We start from the raw sequence: 18,298 nt of genomic DNA, 5'->3' as shown, positions 1-18,298 counted from the left end.
CATCCGGCAACGGTGCCGACTGCCTGATGCGACGCTTGCGCGTCTTATCAGGCCTACAAATTCCCGCACCCTCCGTAGGCCGGATAAGGCGTTTACGCCGCATCCGGCAACAGTGCCGACTGCCTGATGCGACGCTTGCGCGTCTTATCAGGCCTACAAATTCCCGCACCATCCGTAGGCCGGATAAGGCGTTTACGCCGCATCCGGCAACGGTGCCGACTGCCTGATGCGACGCTTGCGCGTCTTATCAGGCCTACAAATTCCCGCACCCTCCGTAGGCCGGATAAGGCGTTTACGCCGCATCCGGCAACGGTGCCGACTGCCTGATGCGACGCTCGCGCGTCTTATCAGGCCTACAAATTCCCGCACCCTCCGTAGGCCGGATAAGGCGTTTACGCCGCATCCGGCAACAGTGCCGACTGCCTGATGCGACGCTCGCGCGTCTTATCAGGCCGCCTCTCATCTGTATAAATTTCGAACTACACTTAACTGGCTTCTCTTAACTGAGGTCACCATCATGCCGTTAAGTCCCTACCTCTCTTTTGCCGGTAACTGTGCCGACGCAATTGCTTATTATCAACGTACGTTGGGCGCGGAACTGCTCTATAAAATCAGCTTCGGCGAAATGCCAAAATCAGCGCAGGACAGCGCCGAGAACTGCCCTTCCGGAATGCAATTTCCCGATACCGCCATCGCCCACGCCAATGTGCGTATTGCCGGAAGCGATATCATGATGAGCGATGCTATACCGTCAGGAAAAGCCAGCTACTCCGGCTTTACGCTGGTGCTCGATTCGCAACAGGTCGAAGAAGGAAAACGCTGGTTTGATAACCTTGCCGCTAACGGAAAAATCGAAATGGCCTGGCAGGAAACTTTCTGGGCGCATGGCTTCGGCAAAGTCACCGATAAATTTGGCGTACCGTGGATGATTAATGTCGTCAAACAACAACCAACGCAATAATCCGCCGGGAGGCCCGCCCTCCCGCACTGTCATCGAATTCCCGTTAACTCTTCATCTGTTAGTCACTTTTCATTAACCAAACCGTCACAATAATCCGCCACGATGGAGCCACTTTTTTAGGGAGGCTGCATCATGCAAACGATTATCCGCGTCGAGAAGCTCGCCAAAACCTTCAATCAGCATCAGGCGCTGCATGCGGTTGATCTGAACATTCATCACGGTGAAATGGTGGCTCTGCTTGGGCCGTCGGGTTCCGGCAAATCCACCCTTTTACGTCACTTAAGCGGCCTGATTGTCGGCGATAAAAAGCCAGAATGCCGCGTCGAACTGCTGGGCCGTACCGTCCAGCAAAATGGCCGTCTGGCCCGCGATATCCGCAAAAGCCGCGCCCATACCGGCTACATCTTCCAACAATTCAACCTGGTGAACCGCCTGAGCGTACTGGAGAACGTGCTGATTGGCGCGCTCGGCAGCACGCCGTTCTGGCGCACCTGTTTTAGTTGGTTCACCCGCGAGCAGAAACAGCGCGCGTTACAGGCGCTGACCCGCGTTGGCATGGTGCATTTTGCCCATCAGCGCGTTTCCACCCTCTCCGGCGGCCAGCAGCAGCGTGTAGCGATTGCCCGCGCGCTGATGCAGCAGGCGAAGGTGATTCTCGCCGACGAACCGATCGCCTCGCTGGACCCGGAATCGGCGCGCATCGTGATGGACACCCTGCGCGACATCAACCAGAACGACGGCATCACCGTGGTCGTCACGCTGCATCAGGTGGATTACGCCCTGCGCTACTGCGAGCGCATCGTCGCCCTGCGTCAGGGGCACGTCTTCTACGACGGCAGCAGCCAATTGTTTGATAACGATCGTTTTGACCATCTCTACCGCAGCATTAACCGCGTCGAAGAGAACGCGAAAGCTGCCTGACATCCCCATCATTGAGGAAAACGAATGAACGCTAAGATAATTGCCTCGCTGGCCTTCACCAGCATGTTCAGCCTCAGCACCCTGTTTAGCCCGGCGCACGCCGAAGAGCAGGAAAAGGCGCTGAATTTCGGCATTATTTCAACGGAATCACAGCAAAACCTGAAACCGCAATGGACGCCGTTTTTACAGGATATGGAGAAGAAGCTGGGCGTGAAGGTCAACGCCTTCTTTGCCCCGGACTACGCGGGCATTATCCAGGGAATGCGCTTCAACAAAGTGGATATCGCCTGGTACGGCAACCTGTCGGCAATGGAAGCGGTGGATCGCGCCAACGGCCAGGTCTTCGCCCAGACGGTCGCGGCGGATGGATCGCCGGGTTACTGGAGCGTGTTGATCGTCAACAAAGACAGTCCGATCAACAACCTGAGCGATCTGCTGGCGAAGCGGAAAGATCTCACCTTCGGCAATGGCGATCCTAACTCCACCTCTGGCTTCCTCGTCCCCGGTTACTACGTCTTTGCCAAAAACAATATCTCCGCTAACGACTTTAAGCGCACCGTCAACGCCGGGCATGAAACCAACGCGCTGGCCGTCGCCAACAAGCAGGTGGATGTGGCGACCAACAACACCGAAAACCTCGACAAACTGAAAACCTCCGCGCCGGAGAAGCTCAAAGAGCTGAAGGTGATCTGGAAGTCGCCGCTAATCCCAGGCGATCCGATCGTCTGGCGCAAGAATCTGTCCGAAACCACCAAAGACAAGATCTACGACTTCTTTATGAATTACGGCAAGACGCCGGAAGAGAAAGCGGTGCTGGAACGTCTGGGCTGGGCGCCGTTCCGCGCCTCCAGCGACCTGCAACTGGTGCCGATTCGCCAGCTCGCGCTGTTTAAAGAGATGCAGGGCGTGAAAAGCAATAAAGGACTGAATGAGCAGGACAAGCTGGCAAAAACCACCGAGATTCAGGCGCAGCTGGATGACCTGGACCGCCTGAACAACGCGTTAAGCGCGATGAGTTCGGTGAGTAAAGCGGTGCAGTAAATCGTAGGTCGGATAAGACGCCCCGGCGTCGCATCCGACAATGTGCAGGCGTTGATGCCGGATGCGGTGCAAGCACCTTATCCGGCCTACAGACCGGAGCCAAACATGCAAACCATCACCATCGCCCCACCCAAGCGCAGCTGGTTCTCGCTTCTGAGCTGGGCCGTTGTACTCGCCGTGTTGGTCGTCTCGTGGCAGGGCGCGGAAATGGCCCCGCTTACGCTGATCAAAGACGGCGGCAACATGGCAACCTTCGCCGCCGACTTCTTCCCGCCCGATTTCAGCCAGTGGCAGGATTACCTCACCGAAATGGCCGTCACGCTGCAAATCGCCGTCTGGGGCACCGCGCTGGCGGTGGTTCTCTCCATCCCCTTTGGCCTGATGAGCGCCGAAAACCTGGTGCCGTGGTGGGTTTACCAGCCCGTTCGCCGCCTGATGGACGCCTGCCGCGCCATTAACGAAATGGTCTTCGCCATGCTGTTCGTGGTCGCCGTCGGCCTCGGCCCGTTCGCTGGCGTGCTGGCGCTGTTTATCCACACCACCGGCGTGCTCTCCAAGCTGCTTTCCGAAGCGGTGGAAGCGATTGAACCCGGCCCGGTGGAAGGCATTCGCGCGACCGGCGCTAACAAGCTCGAAGAGATCCTCTACGGCGTGCTGCCGCAGGTGATGCCGCTGCTGATCTCCTACTCCCTCTATCGCTTCGAATCCAACGTCCGCTCGGCGACCGTCGTCGGCATGGTCGGCGCGGGCGGGATCGGCGTCACGCTGTGGGAAGCGATTCGCGGTTTCCAGTTCCAGCAAACCTGCGCCCTGATGGTGCTCATCATCGTCACGGTCAGCCTGCTGGATTTCCTCTCTCAACGGTTGCGTAAGCACTTTATCTGATTAGCGAGGCATTGATAGCTATGCACTTGTCTACACATCCGACCAGCTACCCAACACGCTATCAGGAGATAGCCGCAAAACTTGAGCAGGAGCTTCGTCAACACTACCGCTGCGGCGACTATCTTCCCGCCGAGCAGCAACTGGCGGCGCGCTTTGCGGTGAACCGCCACACCCTGCGTCGCGCCATCGACCAACTGGTGGAAAAAGGCTGGGTACAGCGCCGTCAGGGCGTCGGCGTGCTGGTGCTGATGCGCCCGTTCGATTACCCGCTCAACGCCCAGGCGCGTTTTAGCCAGAATCTGCTGGATCAGGGCAGCCATCCCACCAGCGAAAAACTGCTGTCGGTGCTGCGCCCGGCCTCCGGTCACGTCGCTGACGCGCTGGGGATCAAGGAGGGCGAGAACGTTATCCACCTGCGCACCCTGCGCCGGGTCAACGGCATCGCGCTCTGTTTGATCGACCACTACTTCGCGGACCTCACCCTCTGGCCGACGCTGCAACGCTTCGACAGCGGCTCGCTGCACGATTTTCTGCGCGAGCAAACGGGGATTGCACTGCGCCGCAGCCAGACGCGGATCAGCGCCCGCCGCGCCCAGGCCAAAGAGAGCCAGCGTCTTGAAATCCCGAATATGTCGCCGCTGCTGTGCGTGCGCACCCTTAACCACCGTGACGGTGAAAGCAGCCCGGCGGAGTACTCCGTCAGCCTGACGCGCGCCGACATGATTGAATTCACTATGGAGCACTGAATGCACGCAGATACCGCGACCCGCCAGCACTGGATGTCCGTACTGGCGCACAGCCAACCGGCAGAACTGGCAGCACGCCTGAACGCGCTGAACATCACCGCCGACTATGAGGTGATCCGCGCCGCTGAAACTGGCCTGGTACAGATTCAGGCGCGGATGGGCGGCACCGGCGAACGCTTTTTTGCCGGCGACGCCACGCTCACCCGCGCCGCCGTACGCCTGACTGACGGCACGCTCGGCTACAGCTGGGTGCTGGGGCGCGACAAACAGCACACCGAACGCTGCGCGCTGATTGACGCGCTGATGCAGCAAACCCGCCACTTTCAAAACTTATTAGAAACTCTTATTGCCCCGCTGGACGCTGACCGTATGGCACGCATTGCCGCACGCCAGGCCGAAGTGAACGCCAGCCGGGTCGACTTCTTTACGATGGTTCGCGGAGACAACGCATGACCCTGGAAACCGCTTTTATGCTTCCCGTGCAGGATGCCCAGCACAGTTTTCGTCGCCTGTTAAAGGCCATGAGCGAGCCGGGCGTGATTGTCGCCCTGCATCAGCTCAAACGCGGCTGGCAGCCGCTGAATATCGCCACCACCAGCGTGCTGCTGACGCTGGCCGATAACGACACGCCGGTGTGGCTTGCCGCGCCATTGAGCAACGATATCGTCAGCCAGAGCCTGCGTTTTCATACCAACGCGCCGCTGGTCAGCCAGCCGGAACAGGCGACCTTCGCGGTAACGGATGAGGCGATTTCCAGCGAACAGCTTAACGCCCTTTCCACCGGCACCGCCGTTGCGCCGGAAGCGGGCGCAACGCTGATTTTACAGGTCGCCAGCCTGAGCGGCGGGCGCATGCTGCGTCTCACCGGCGCGGGTATTGCCGAAGAACGAATGATCGCCCCGCAGCTGCCGGAGTGCATTCTGCACGAACTCACCGAGCGCCCGCACCCGTTCCCGCTCGGCATCGACCTGATCCTGACCTGCGGCGAGCGCCTGCTGGCTGTTCCGCGAACCACTCATGTGGAGGTGTGCTGATGTACGTTGCCGTGAAAGGGGGCGAGAAGGCGATCGACGCCGCCCACGCCCTGCAAGAGAGCCGACGCCGGGGCGATACCGATTTGCCTGAACTGAGCGTCGCCCAGATTGAACAGCAGCTTAACCTCGCAGTAGATCGCGTGATGACCGAAGGCGGCATTGCCGACCGCGAACTGGCGGCGCTGGCGCTGAAACAGGCCAGCGGCGATAACGTCGAAGCAATTTTCCTGCTGCGCGCCTACCGCACCACGCTGGCGAAGCTCGCGGTAAGCGAGCCGCTCGACACCACGGAGATGCGCCTCGAACGGCGTATTTCGGCGGTTTATAAAGACATTCCCGGCGGCCAGCTGCTTGGCCCAACCTACGACTACACCCATCGCCTGCTCGATTTCACCCTGCTGGCAAACGGCGAAGCGCCGACGCTGACCACCGCCGACAGCGAACAACAGCCGTCGCCGCACGTTTTCAGCCTGCTGGCGCGTCAGGGGCTGGCGAAGTTTGAAGAGGATAGCGGCGCACAGCCGGATGACATCACCCGCACGCCACCGGTTTACCCCTGCTCACGTTCTTCCCGCCTGCAACAGCTCATGCGCGGCGACGAAGGCTATTTGCTGGCGCTGGCCTACTCCACCCAACGCGGTTACGGGCGCAATCACCCGTTCGCGGGTGAAATCCGCAGTGGTTACATCGACGTGTCGATTGTGCCGGAAGAGCTGGGATTTGCGGTGAACGTCGGCGAACTGCTGATGACTGAGTGTGAAATGGTCAACGGTTTTATCGACCCACCGGATGAATCTCCGCACTTCACGCGCGGCTACGGGCTGGTGTTCGGCATGAGCGAGCGCAAAGCGATGGCGATGGCGCTGGTCGACCGCGCTCTGCAAGCCCCGGAGTACGGCGAGCACGCGACAGGCCCGGCGCAGGATGAAGAGTTCGTGCTGGCACATGCCGACAACGTCGAAGCCGCAGGCTTTGTCTCGCACCTCAAACTCCCGCACTACGTCGATTTCCAGGCCGAACTGGAGCTACTCAAACGTCTGCAACAGGAGCAGAACCATGGCTAATCTGAGCGGCTACAACTTTGCCTACCTCGACGAGCAGACCAAACGCATGATCCGCCGCGCCATCTTAAAAGCGGTGGCAATCCCCGGTTATCAGGTGCCGTTTGGCGGGCGCGAGATGCCAATGCCGTACGGCTGGGGAACCGGCGGCATACAGCTCACCGCCAGCGTGATTGGCGAAAGCGACGTGTTGAAGGTGATTGACCAGGGCGCGGATGACACCACCAACGCCGTGTCGATCCGCAACTTCTTTAAGCGCGTGACCGGGGTGAATACCACCGAACGCACGGATGATGCGACGGTTATCCAGACGCGTCACCGCATCCCCGAAACGCCGCTGACCGAAGATCAGATAATTATCTTCCAGGTGCCGATCCCCGAACCGCTGCGCTTTATCGAGCCGCGCGAAACGGAAACCCGCACCATGCACGCGCTGGAGGAGTACGGCGTGATGCAGGTGAAGCTGTATGAAGATATCGCCCGCTTCGGTCATATCGCCACCACCTACGCCTATCCGGTGAAGGTAAACGGGCGCTACGTAATGGACCCGTCGCCGATCCCGAAATTTGATAACCCGAAAATGGACATGATGCCCGCCCTGCAACTGTTCGGCGCAGGGCGCGAAAAGCGCATCTATGCGGTGCCGCCGTTTACCCGCGTGGAAAGTCTCGATTTCGACGATCACCCGTTCACCGTTCAGCAGTGGGATGAGCCATGCGCCATCTGCGGAACGACCCACAGCTATCTTGATGAAGTGGTGCTGGATGACGCCGGAAACCGCATGTTTGTCTGCTCCGATACCGATTATTGCCGCCAACAGAGCGAGGCAAAAAGCCAATGAATCAACCGTTACTTTCGGTCAATAACCTGACCCACCTTTACGCGCCGGGCAAAGGTTTTAGCGATGTCTCTTTTGATTTATGGCCGGGAGAAGTGCTGGGCATTGTCGGGGAATCCGGCTCCGGGAAGACCACGCTGCTGAAATCAATCTCCGCGCGTCTGACGCCGCAACTGGGGGAGATTCACTATGAAAACCGTTCCCTCTATGGCATGAGCGAGGCCGACCGCCGTCGCCTGCTGCGCACCGAATGGGGCGTAGTGCATCAGCATCCGCTCGACGGCCTGCGCCGCCAGGTGTCGGCAGGCGGCAATATCGGCGAGCGGCTGATGGCAACCGGGGCGCGTCATTACGGCGACATTCGCGCTACCGCGCAGAAGTGGCTGGAAGAGGTGGAAATTCCCGCCAACCGGATCGACGACCTGCCGACCACCTTTTCCGGCGGTATGCAGCAGCGTTTGCAGATTGCCCGCAACCTGGTGACGCATCCGAAGCTGGTGTTTATGGACGAGCCAACCGGTGGGCTGGATGTGTCGGTGCAGGCGCGCCTGCTCGATCTGCTGCGCGGCCTGGTGGTGGAGCTGAACCTGGCGGTGGTGATTGTCACCCACGATTTAGGCGTCGCCCGCCTGCTGGCGGACCGTTTGCTGGTGATGAAGCAGGGGCAAGTGGTGGAGAGTGGGTTAACCGACCGCGTGCTCGACGACCCGCATCATCCGTATACACAGCTGCTGGTGTCATCGGTTTTGCAGAATTGAGCCGGTGCCGGATGCGGCGTAAACGCCTTATCCGGCCTACAAATGCGCTCCCCGTAGGTCGGATAAGACGCGTCAGCGTCGCATCCGACACCCGAACCACGAGGCGAAAAATGATTAACGTACAAAACGTCAGTAAAACCTTCATCCTGCACCAGCAAAACGGCGTGCGCCTGCCCGTCCTCAACCGCGCCTCGCTCATCGTCAACGCGGGCGAATGCGTGGTGCTCCACGGCCATTCCGGCAGCGGAAAATCAACCCTGCTACGCTCGCTGTACGCCAACTATCTGCCCGACGAAGGGCAAATCCAGATCAAACACGGCGACGAATGGGTCGATCTGGTCACCGCGCCAGCGCGCAAAGTGGTGGAGATCCGCAAAACCACCGTCGGCTGGGTGAGCCAGTTTCTGCGCGTCATCCCGCGTATTTCAGCACTGGAAGTGGTGATGCAGCCGCTGCTCGATACCGGCGTACCGCGTGAAGCCTGCGCCGCTAAAGCCGCGCGTCTGCTCACCCGCCTGAACGTGCCGGAACGCCTGTGGCACCTGGCGCCATCGACCTTCTCCGGCGGCGAACAGCAGCGCGTCAACATCGCCCGCGGCTTTATCGTCGACTACCCCATTCTGCTGCTCGACGAACCTACCGCCTCGCTGGACGCTAAAAACAGCGCCGCCGTAGTGGAACTGATCCGCGAAGCAAAAGCCCGTGGCGCGGCCATCGTCGGCATTTTCCATGACGAAGCCGTACGCAATGACGTCGCCGACCGCCTGCACCCAATGGGAGCCTCTGCATGATTATCAATAACGTCAAACTGGTGCTGGAAAACGAAGTGGTAAACGGTTCGCTGGAGATGCAGGACGGCGAAATCCGCGCCTTTGCCGAAAGCCAGAGCCGCCTACCGGAGGCGATGGACGGCGAAGGCGGCTGGCTGCTGCCGGGGCTGATTGAGCTGCATACCGATAATCTGGATAAATTCTTCACCCCGCGCCCGAAAGTTGACTGGCCTGCCCACTCGGCGATGAGCAGCCACGACGCGCTGATGGTGGCGAGCGGCATCACCACCGTACTGGACGCCGTGGCAATTGGCGACGTGCGCGACGGCGGCGATCGGCTGGAGAATCTGGAGAAGATGATCAACGCCATCGAAGAGACGCAGAAACGCGGCGTCAACCGCGCCGAGCACCGTCTGCATCTGCGCTGCGAACTGCCGCATCACACCACGCTGCCGCTGTTTGAAAAACTGGTGCAGCGCGAGCCGGTGACGCTGGTGTCGCTGATGGACCACTCACCGGGCCAGCGCCAGTTCGCCAACCGCGAGAAGTATCGCGAATATTATCAGGGCAAATACTCGCTCACCGACGCGCAGATGCAGCAGTATGAAGAGGAACAGCTGGCGCTTGCTGCACGCTGGTCGCAGCCAAATCGCGAATCCATCGCCGCAATGTGCCGCGCGCGACACATTGCGCTCGCCAGCCACGATGACGCCACCCACGCCCATGTTGCCGAATCCCACCAGCTTGGCAGCGTGATCGCCGAATTTCCCACTACGTTCGAAGCGGCGGAAGCCTCGCGCAAGCATGGCATGAACGTGCTGATGGGCGCGCCGAATATTGTGCGCGGCGGTTCGCACTCCGGCAACGTGGCGGCCAGTGAACTGGCGCAGCTTGGCCTGCTGGATATCCTCTCTTCCGACTACTACCCCGCCAGCCTGCTGGATGCGGCGTTCCGCGTCGCCGATGACGAGAGCAACCGCTTTACGCTGCCGCAGGCGGTGAAGCTGGTGACTAAAAATCCAGCGCAGGCGCTTAATCTCCAGGATCGCGGGGTGATTGGCGAGGGCAAACGCGCCGACCTGGTGCTGGCGCATCGCAAGGGCAACCACATTCATATCGACCACGTCTGGCGTCAGGGTAAAAGGGTGTTCTGATGACGGGAAAACTGATTTGGTTAATGGGGCCGTCCGGCTCCGGGAAAGATAGCCTGCTGGCGGAACTCCGCCTGCGGGAACAAACTCAGTTACTGGTGGCGCATCGCTACATCACGCGCGACGCCAGCGCTGGAAGCGAAAACCATATCGCCCTGAGCGAGCAGGAGTTTTTTACCCGCGCGGGGCAAAACCTACTGGCCTTAAGCTGGCACGCTAACGGTCTGTATTATGGCGTCGGCGTCGAGATCGACCTCTGGCTGCACGCCGGATTCGACGTGCTGGTCAACGGCTCACGCGCCCATCTGCCGCAGGCGCGGGCGCGCTATGCATCGGCGCTGCTGCCCATCTGCTTACAGGTGTCGCCGGAGATCCTGCGCCAGCGCCTGGAAAACCGTGGTCGTGAAAACGCCAGTGAAATTAACGCCCGGCTGGCGCGCGCTGCCCGCTATACTCCACAGGATTGCCATACGCTCAATAATGACGGCAGCCTGCGCCAGTCGGTCGACACGCTGCTGACGCTGATTCATCAGAAGGAGAAACACCATGCCTGCTTGTGAGCTTCGCCCGGCCACGCAGTACGACACCGACGCGGTTTACGCGCTGATTTGTGAGCTAAAACAGGCGGAGTTTGACCATCACGCGTTTCGCGTGGGCTTTAACGCCAACCTGCGTGACCCAAACATGCGCTACCATCTGGCGCTGCTGGATGGCGAAGTTGTTGGCATGATCGGCCTGCATTTGCAGTTTCATCTGCATCATGTCAACTGGATCGGCGAAATTCAGGAGCTGGTGGTGATGCCGCAGGCGCGCGGTCTGAACGTCGGCAGTAAGTTACTGGCGTGGGCAGAAGAAGAAGCCCGCCAGGCCGGGGCCGAAATGACCGAGCTTTCCACCAACGTGAAGCGCCACGACGCGCACCGTTTCTATCTGCGCGAAGGCTACGAGCAGAGCCATTTCCGCTTCACCAAGGCGCTGTAACATGAGCCTGACCCTCACGCTCACGGGCACCGGCGGCGCACAGGGCGTTCCGGCATGGGGCTGCGAGTGCGCGGCCTGCGCACGAGCGCGACGCTCGCCGCAGTATCGCCGCCAGCCGTGCAGCGGCGTAGTGAAGTTTAACGAGGCTGTCACCCTGATCGACGCCGGGCTGCACGATCTCACCGATCGCTGGTCGCCAGGATCGTTCCAGCAGTTTTTGCTGACGCATTATCATATGGATCACGTTCAGGGACTGTTTCCGCTGCGCTGGGGCGTGGGCGATTCGATCCCGGTCTACGGCCCGCCGGATGAACAGGGCTGCGACGATCTGTTTAAACATCCGGGCCTGCTTGATTTCAGCCACACGGTGGAACCGTTTGTGGTGTTCGATTTGCAGGGGTTGCAGGTGACACCGCTGCCGCTAAACCACTCAAAACTGACCTTCGGTTATCTGCTGGAAACGGCACACAGCCGGGTGGCGTGGCTGTCTGACACCGCAGGCCTGCCGGAAAAAACGCTGAAATTTTTACACAATAATCAGCTACAGGTAATGGTGATTGATTGCAGCCACCCGCCGCGCGAGGATGCACCGCGTAATCACTGTGATTTAAATACCGTGCTTGCGCTGAATCAGGTTATCCGCTCGCCACGGGTGATTCTGACCCATATCAGCCACCAGTTTGATGCGTGGCTGATGGAGAACGCGCTGCCGTCAGGGTTTGAGGCGGGGTTTGATGGGATGGAGATTGGGGTGGCGTGATGGGGGAGAATGTGCGCGCTGATGCCCTCATCCCGGCCCTCTCCCACAGGGAGAGGGAGAAAATCACCCCGTGCACCATCGGTCCCCTCGCCCCTTTGGGGAGAGGGTTAGGGTGAGGGGCGATGCCAGCACCCGAGCCTACCTCACCGCCCATACTCATCTTCCATTCTCCGCTCTTCATCCTCCAGTTGCCGACGCTCCTGATCAAGCTGACGTTGGCGATCGTCCAGCTGCCTGCGGCGATCTTCAAACTGGCGGCGGCGGTCGTCATATTGTCTGCGCCGATCGTCGCTCACTTCACGCTGCCAGCCGTCGTCGCGCGAATCTTCATAATCTCGCCCACGGTCAGGGTTATAAGCATCGTTAATCGCCTGCTGAATATTGCCAATGGTGTCGTCGATAATATCGGCCTGGGCCGGTACGGTGGTCAGCGTGAGCAGGGTGAAAAAAAAGAGCGTGGAGTGGCGTTTCATAAACTCGGCCTCGCAACAAAGTTAATACAAGGTAGGCAAAGGTGCCTGTTACGAGTAGAGGAGGATTCTCAATTCTCTTGCCCCAGCGCCTGCGCCAACTGCGCACGGGTAAAGGGTTTGCGCAACAGCGCCACGTCTGGCAGCGCGGGGTTATGGCTGGGGCGTAAATCCTGACCGCTGATGAGTAGCAGCGTCAGGTGCGGGTAAAGTTTGCGGGCCGCATTGACCACTTCTGCGCCGCTCATGCCGCCGGGGAGCATTAAATCGCTGATAAAAATATCGATTTCTGCTGATGCCGCCAGCAGATCCAGCGCCTGTTCGCCGCTGCTTGCTTCCAGCGTCAAATAGCCCAGCAGGTGCAACTGTTCGCAGATGGTCTGGCGCACCGCGGCTTCATCTTCCAGCACTAACACCAGTTTATCGCCGCTGACAGAAGCCTGTTCTACTGCCGCTGGCGATAGGTTTTTCGCCGCCGTCAGCGCGCGGGGAAGCTGTAATCTGACCGTTGTCCCCTGCCCCGGCGCGCTTTCAATTTCAACGCGCCCACCGGACTGGCGCACAAAACCATAGACCATCGACAAACCCAGCCCGCTGCCGCTGCCCGTCTGTTTGGTGGTAAAGAATGGCTCAAATACCTGGCTTTTCACCGCCTGCGACATACCGCTGCCATGATCGATGACCTCCAGTGCCACCATGTCCTGACGCTGCCCACTGCTGCGAGTAACGCGCTGATTCCAGGTACGAATTTTGATGATTCCCGTCTGCCCTTCCATCGCGTCACGGGCGTTCATCACCAGGTTGATGATGGCATTTTCCAGTTGGCTGACGTCAATCCACGCGGGCCACGCCGGAGACTGCGCTTCAATCTCCAGCGCCAGCGTTGCCGGTAAGGAGTGGCGCATTAATTCGCTTAACTCTTCCAGCAATGTTTTCAGTTCAACGGCTTGCGGATGTAAGGACTGCTTGCGGGAAAACGCCAGCAGTCGTTGTGTCAGTAGCGCCCCACGTTCGGCAGCTTGCAGCGCCCGCTGTATTCGCGGCGCGTCTGGCGAGTCCGGATTCACCAGCTCCAGGCTGCCAATAATCACCGCCAGCAGATTATTAAAATCATGGGCCAGCCCGCCCGTCAGTTGCCCGACCGCTTTCAGTTTCTGGCTGTGTAATAGCGCCTCTTCCAACCCCTGCCGCTCAGTTTGGGCAATCTCCATCTGCGTGGTCTTCTCTTTTAGCAGCCGTGAGGTTCGTTCGAGTGACTCGGTATTGCGGGCAAAAACGTTAAAGGCGCGCGCCAGTTCACCCAACTCATCACGCCGCTGTAACGCCGGAAAAGTGACGTCCGCTTCGCCGTACGCCAGGCGGCTCATGGCGCGGGAAATCGCCGTCAGGTTAGTGCCGAGGTTGCGATAGATATACCAGCCGGCAAACGCGGTGATCACCACCGCTAACAGGGCGAAAATCATGATCACCCTCTCGCCGGAGCGCAAATCCTGGTAACTTTGCGCCACGCGCTGACCGGAGAGCGTCGCCACCTGTTCGGCGTAACGGTTGATGTCGCCATTGAGGATCGCCACCAGCGCTTTGATGTGAAACATATACCAGCTGATTGCCAGATCGCTTTGCTCCAGAGCGGCAGAAAGCGGCGCGAGTTTACGCATTTCATCATTGAAATCATTGAGTAACGTATTAACCAATGGCATATCGCTGTGGGTCGGCAACGCAGACATTACCCCGACCAGTTGATGAATAATCGCCTGCGGCGCGGGGGTGGCAATAGCGGCAACAATCAGTCGGTTCATCTCGTTAAGCAAAATATCATCTTGCGCGTGAGTGACTTTTTGCAGATGCCGCAGATAACTTAAGTTTTGATACAGCGAACTTAACAGCGCGTTGCGCTCCAGATGCCGCCTTTGCCCGCGCTCCAGCATACCGCCGACGCTGGTTTGCAGTTCGTTGCTACGCGTGATGATTCGCGTCACCAGCCCGGCTTCCTGCTGCGCTAAAGGCGCGTTCGCCAGTTGTGCAAGCGAGCTTTTTAATGCCCGCTGTGTCTCCTGCAACCGCTCGGCTTCGCCTTTATATTCCAGCGCTCCCACCACCTGCGACAATCGCACCGCCGCCGTTGCCACGTTTGCCGTGTCGCGCGCCAGATTCAGGCTGCCGGTCATATCATCCACCGTTTGCTGCTGCACCAGCTCCTGCATCTGGCTGGCATGACGAAAGCCCATTACCGCCACGCCGCTGACCATCAACGTCACCGCCACCACCAGCAAATTCAAAAGCAGCAATCGCCCGCGCGCGCTGGCAAAAAAATGACGTCCGGGGTGCGCCATATCACGCTCCGTGAAGAAAAATCGCAATATGACAAATATGAACGGCTTCTGACATTTTGCATTTACTTTCCTGTGATGGAGTGCTGATATCGACAACCTCGCAGGAGTCCACCATGAACAGCACGCCAGTTCTGGAGATGCGCAATATTGCCAAAGCCTTCGGCAAATTTTATGCACTCAAAGGGGTGGATTTGACGGTCTACCCTGGCGAGATCCATGCCCTGATGGGGGAAAACGGCGCGGGAAAAAGCACGCTGATGAAGGTGCTGGCGGGGGCGTATACCGCCACCAGCGGCGAGATCCTCATAGACGGCAAGCCCTTTCACATTCGCACGCCAAAAGATGCCTTAAGCGCCGGTATTACGCTGATTTATCAGGAGATGCAGCTGGCACCGAATCTGTCGGTGGCAGAAAATATTTTTCTCGGCAGCGAGCTTTCCCACGGCGGGCTGGTGCAGCGTAAAGAGATGCTAGTGCAGGCGCAAAAAGTGATCGACCGCCTCGGCGCGCAGTTTAACGCCAGCGATAAGGTCATGACGCTGACCATTGCCGAGCAACAGCAGGTCGAAATCGCCCGCGCACTACATCGCAACAGCCGCATTCTGGTGATGGACGAACCCACCGCTGCCCTCTCCTCCCGTGAAACTCACCGTCTGTTTGAACTGATTATGCGGCTGCGCGATGAAGGGATGGCGATTATCTACATCAGCCACCGTATGGCGGAAGTGTATGAGCTTTCCGATCGCGTCAGCGTGCTGCGCGACGGGCAATACGTTGGCAGCCTGACCCGCGATAACCTCAATGCCGGGGAGCTGGTGCGGATGATGGTCGGCAGGCCACTGAGCGATCTGTTCAATAAAGAGCGCGATATCCCGCTCGGTAAAGCCCGCCTGAATGTTCACCACCTGACCGACGGCGGCAAAGTCCAGCCGAGTAGCCTGCTGGTGCGTTCCGGCGAAATTGTTGGCCTCGCCGGACTGGTGGGTGCCGGACGTTCCGAACTGGCGCAGTTGATCTTCGGCGTGCGGAAAGCGACAGGCGGAATGATTGAAGTCGATGGTGAACCGGTGGTGATCCACTCCCCGCGCGAAGCCATCGATCTTGGCATTGGTTTTCTCACCGAAAACCGCAAAGAACAAGGCTTATTCCTTGAAATGGCAGCAGCCGAAAACATCACCATGGCAACCCTGGAGCGCGATGCCCGCTGGGGAATGCTCAATCGCAAAAAAGCGCAAACCATTTCCGATGACGCCATTAAGTTGCTCAACATTCGCGTGCCTCACGCCCAGGTACGCGCGGGCGGGCTTTCCGGCGGCAATCAGCAAAAACTGTTGATCTCCCGCTGGGTGGCGATTGGCCCGCGCATTTTACTGCTCGATGAACCCACCCGCGGCGTGGACGTTGGCGCCAAAAGCGAGATCTACCGGATCATGAACGAGATGGCGCGCAAGGGCGTGGCGATCCTGATGATCTCCAGCGAACTGCCGGAGATAGTGGGAATGAGCGATCGCGTCTATGTGATGCGCGAAGGCAGCATTGCCGGTGAGTTAAACGGCAAAAACATCACCCAGGAAAACATTATGACCTTAGCGACTGGCGTCAACGACGCCCATTCCCAGGCGGTAACCTCATGACGACCTCTGCAAAAACCTCTGCCAAAAAAATGCTGATGAGCGATCTGATGCAAACGGTCGGCATCTTGCCCATTTTGATTCTGATCGTGGCGGTATTTGGCTTTATCGCGCCAAACTTTTTTACCGAAAGCAACCTGCTGAATATTACCCGCCAGGCATCGATCAACATTGTTCTGGCGGCGGGGATGACCTTCATCATTTTGACCGGCGGGATCGATCTTTCCGTGGGTTCGATCCTCGGCACCACAGCGGTGGCGGCGATGGTCGTCTCCCTTAGCCCTGAGTTCGCCATGCTGTCGATCCCGGCAGCGCTGATGCTCGGCCTGCTGCTGGGGCTGTTCAACGGCGCGCTGGTGGCCTTTGCCGGATTGCCACCGTTTATCGTCACGCTTGGCACCTATACGGCGCTGCGCGGGGCGGCGTATCTGCTGGCGGACGGCACCACGGTTATCAACTCCAACATTAATTTCGAGTGGATAGGCAATAACTATCTCGGGCCGGTCCCGTGGCTGGTGGTGATTGCCCTCGCAGTGATTGTGCTGTGCTGGTTTATTCTGCGCCGCACCACGCTTGGCGTTCATATCTACGCCGTCGGCGGCAATATGCAGGCGGCGCGTCTTACCGGCATTAAGGTCTGGCTGGTGCTGCTGTTTGTTTATGGTATGAGCGGCCTGCTTTCTGGGCTTGGCGGGATTATGAGCGCCTCACGGCTGTACAGCGCCAACGGCAACTTAGGCATGGGTTACGAACTGGATGCCATTGCAGCGGTGATCCTCGGCGGCACCAGTTTTGTCGGCGGCATCGGCACCATCACCGGCACGCTGGTCGGCGCGCTAATTATCGCCACGCTCAACAATGGCATGACCTTAATGGGCGTCTCTTACTTCTGGCAACTGGTGATCAAAGGGGCGGTGATCATCATTGCGGTGCTGATCGACAAATACCGTACCCGACACCATCAAAGTGCATAAACACATGAGGAATACAGCATGAGATTGAAGCCCTTAGTGACCGCGCTCTATGCAGGCGCGCTGCTGACCGCAGCACCGTTCGCCCAGGCGAAAGAACTGAAATCGATAGGCGTAACGGTGGGCGATCTGGCGAACCCGTTCTTCGTGCAGATCACCAAAGGCGCGGAGCTGGAAGCACGCAAACTGGCAGGCGATAACGTCAAAGTGACGCTGGTTTCCAGCGGCTACGATCTGGGTCAGCAGGTGTCGCAGATAGACAACTTTATCGCCGCTAACGTCGATATGATTATCCTCAACGCTGCCGATTCAAAAGGGATCGGCCCAGCGGTGAAACGGGCGAAAGATGCCGGGATCGTAGTCGTCGCGGTTGACGTAGCGGCAGAAGGTGCTGATGCCACCATCACCTCCGATAACACCCAGGCGGGCGAAATGGCCTGTAAATACATCACCGATCGCCTGAAAGGCAAAGGCAATGTGGTGATCATCAACGGCCCGCCGGTATCCGCCGTGCAAAACCGCGTCGAAGGATGCCAGACTGAATTTAAACGCCATCCTGACATCAAAGTGCTCTCTGACAACCAGAACGCGAAAGGCAGTCGTGAAGGCGGGCTGGAGGTAATGACGGGACTGCTGGCGGCAAATCCGAAGATCGACGGCGTATTTGCGATTAACGATCCCACCGCAATCGGTGCCGATCTGGCAGCAAAACAGGCGCAACGTAACGAGTTCTTTATTGTTGGTGTGGACGGAAGCCCGGACGCCGAAGAGGCGCTCAAGCGTGAGAACTCGTTGTTTGTCGCTACTCCGGCGCAAGATCCCCAGGTGATGGCAGCGAAAGCGGTGGAAATTGGCTACGACATTTTGCAGGGCAAACCTGCGCCGAAAGAGCCGGTGCTGATCCCGGTGACGATGATCGATAAAAACAACGTCGGCAATTACAAAGGCTGGACGGTGAAATAAGTCCACACGCCGGGCGGCGCAGC

Annotated in this window: 20 protein-coding genes; 18 read left to right on the top strand and 2 right to left on the bottom strand. The window is 58.9% G+C overall.

The genetic code is table 11. From position 1 onward, the window contains the following. Window positions 1–517: 517 nt before the first annotated feature. The 15 genes from yjdN to phnP all read left to right on the top strand — a co-directional run bounded on the left by yjdN (window position 518) and on the right by phnP (window position 11,907). Entirely contained in the window at window positions 518–961 is a 444-nt protein-coding gene (gene yjdN, locus ACJHW7_RS18110) for a VOC family metalloprotein YjdN (protein WP_001131318.1), read from the top strand. Window positions 962–1,093: 132 nt separating this feature from the next. Further along, complete coding sequence (phnC, locus tag ACJHW7_RS18105; protein WP_021557451.1) at window positions 1,094–1,882, top strand: phosphonate ABC transporter ATP-binding protein; 789 nt, start codon at window positions 1,094–1,096, stop codon at window positions 1,880–1,882. A 24-nt stretch (window positions 1,883–1,906) separates the two neighbouring features. Continuing rightward, the gene (gene phnD / locus ACJHW7_RS18100; RefSeq protein ID WP_021557450.1) at window positions 1,907–2,923 is read left to right on the top strand and encodes a phosphonate ABC transporter substrate-binding protein; all 1,017 of its coding nucleotides are present in this window, start codon (window positions 1,907–1,909) and stop codon (window positions 2,921–2,923) included. Window positions 2,924–3,028: 105 nt separating this feature from the next. Continuing rightward, window positions 3,029–3,808, top strand: coding sequence for a phosphonate ABC transporter, permease protein PhnE (phnE, locus tag ACJHW7_RS18095; protein WP_001193500.1), 780 nt, complete (start codon window positions 3,029–3,031; stop codon window positions 3,806–3,808). 20 nt (window positions 3,809–3,828) lie between these two features. Then, window positions 3,829–4,554, top strand: a complete 726-nt coding sequence (gene phnF / locus ACJHW7_RS18090; protein ID WP_021557449.1) for a phosphonate metabolism transcriptional regulator PhnF — start codon at window positions 3,829–3,831, stop codon at window positions 4,552–4,554. Further along, window positions 4,555–5,007, top strand: a complete 453-nt coding sequence (gene phnG, locus ACJHW7_RS18085) for a phosphonate C-P lyase system protein PhnG (RefSeq protein WP_021557448.1) — start codon at window positions 4,555–4,557, stop codon at window positions 5,005–5,007. Continuing rightward, window positions 5,004–5,588 (top strand): phosphonate C-P lyase system protein PhnH, encoded by a 585-nt coding sequence (gene phnH / locus ACJHW7_RS18080; RefSeq protein ID WP_000171604.1) that lies wholly within the window; start codon window positions 5,004–5,006, stop codon window positions 5,586–5,588. Before phnG ends, phnH begins: the two co-directional genes overlap by 4 nt. Continuing rightward, entirely contained in the window at window positions 5,588–6,652 is a 1,065-nt protein-coding gene (gene phnI / locus ACJHW7_RS18075) for an alpha-D-ribose 1-methylphosphonate 5-triphosphate synthase subunit PhnI (RefSeq protein WP_001301782.1), read from the top strand. Before phnH ends, phnI begins: the two co-directional genes overlap by 1 nt. Continuing rightward, window positions 6,645–7,490, top strand: a complete 846-nt coding sequence (phnJ, locus tag ACJHW7_RS18070; protein ID WP_021557447.1) for an alpha-D-ribose 1-methylphosphonate 5-phosphate C-P-lyase PhnJ — start codon at window positions 6,645–6,647, stop codon at window positions 7,488–7,490. The genes phnI and phnJ overlap by 8 nt, the downstream gene beginning before the upstream one ends. Next, window positions 7,487–8,245: a phosphonate C-P lyase system protein PhnK gene (gene phnK, locus ACJHW7_RS18065; RefSeq protein WP_001075512.1), complete on the top strand. Its 759-nt coding sequence runs from the start codon at window positions 7,487–7,489 to the stop codon at window positions 8,243–8,245. The genes phnJ and phnK overlap by 4 nt, the downstream gene beginning before the upstream one ends. A gap of 110 nt (window positions 8,246–8,355) precedes the next feature. Beyond that, a complete protein-coding gene (gene phnL / locus ACJHW7_RS18060) occupies window positions 8,356–9,036 on the top strand; it encodes a phosphonate C-P lyase system protein PhnL (protein ID WP_021557446.1) in 681 nt (226 codons plus the stop codon). Beyond that, window positions 9,033–10,169, top strand: coding sequence for an alpha-D-ribose 1-methylphosphonate 5-triphosphate diphosphatase (phnM, locus tag ACJHW7_RS18055; protein WP_021557445.1), 1,137 nt, complete (start codon window positions 9,033–9,035; stop codon window positions 10,167–10,169). Before phnL ends, phnM begins: the two co-directional genes overlap by 4 nt. Further along, window positions 10,169–10,726 (top strand): ribose 1,5-bisphosphokinase, encoded by a 558-nt coding sequence (phnN, locus tag ACJHW7_RS18050; RefSeq protein ID WP_001626495.1) that lies wholly within the window; start codon window positions 10,169–10,171, stop codon window positions 10,724–10,726. Before phnM ends, phnN begins: the two co-directional genes overlap by 1 nt. After that, a complete protein-coding gene (gene phnO, locus ACJHW7_RS18045) occupies window positions 10,713–11,147 on the top strand; it encodes an aminoalkylphosphonate N-acetyltransferase (protein WP_001110490.1) in 435 nt (144 codons plus the stop codon). The genes phnN and phnO overlap by 14 nt, the downstream gene beginning before the upstream one ends. Window position 11,148: 1 nt before the next feature. Then, window positions 11,149–11,907, top strand: coding sequence for a phosphonate metabolism protein PhnP (gene phnP, locus ACJHW7_RS18040; protein ID WP_021557444.1), 759 nt, complete (start codon window positions 11,149–11,151; stop codon window positions 11,905–11,907). A 143-nt stretch (window positions 11,908–12,050) separates the two neighbouring features. Here phnP and yjdP read toward each other — a convergent pair whose 3' ends face one another. Both yjdP and ACJHW7_RS18030 read right to left on the bottom strand, forming a co-directional pair. Then, a complete protein-coding gene (gene yjdP / locus ACJHW7_RS18035; RefSeq protein ID WP_001612194.1) occupies window positions 12,051–12,380 on the bottom strand; it encodes a DDRRRQL repeat protein YjdP in 330 nt (109 codons plus the stop codon). A gap of 68 nt (window positions 12,381–12,448) precedes the next feature. Further along, complete coding sequence (locus ACJHW7_RS18030; protein WP_021557442.1) at window positions 12,449–14,710, bottom strand: hybrid sensor histidine kinase/response regulator; 2,262 nt, start codon at window positions 14,708–14,710, stop codon at window positions 12,449–12,451. Between the two features lie 113 nt (window positions 14,711–14,823). On the opposite strand from ACJHW7_RS18030, the gene ACJHW7_RS18025 reads away from it, so the two are divergent. Genes ACJHW7_RS18025 through ACJHW7_RS18015 form a run of 3 tightly spaced genes read left to right on the top strand, consistent with a single transcriptional unit; the run spans window position 14,824 to window position 18,275 of the window. Beyond that, the gene (locus tag ACJHW7_RS18025) at window positions 14,824–16,344 is read left to right on the top strand and encodes a sugar ABC transporter ATP-binding protein (RefSeq protein ID WP_001089390.1); all 1,521 of its coding nucleotides are present in this window, start codon (window positions 14,824–14,826) and stop codon (window positions 16,342–16,344) included. Beyond that, window positions 16,341–17,315, top strand: a complete 975-nt coding sequence (locus ACJHW7_RS18020) for an ABC transporter permease subunit (protein ID WP_021557441.1) — start codon at window positions 16,341–16,343, stop codon at window positions 17,313–17,315. The genes ACJHW7_RS18025 and ACJHW7_RS18020 overlap by 4 nt, the downstream gene beginning before the upstream one ends. A gap of 18 nt (window positions 17,316–17,333) precedes the next feature. Next, complete coding sequence (locus ACJHW7_RS18015) at window positions 17,334–18,275, top strand: ABC transporter substrate-binding protein (RefSeq protein ID WP_001237478.1); 942 nt, start codon at window positions 17,334–17,336, stop codon at window positions 18,273–18,275. Window positions 18,276–18,298: the final 23 nt, after the last annotated feature.

This window comes from Escherichia sp. WS1152 (assembly GCF_046487665.1).
GTDB classification, from domain to species: Bacteria; Pseudomonadota; Gammaproteobacteria; order Enterobacterales; family Enterobacteriaceae; genus Escherichia; species Escherichia coli.
This window is presented reverse-complemented; position numbering and strand designations above follow the sequence as displayed.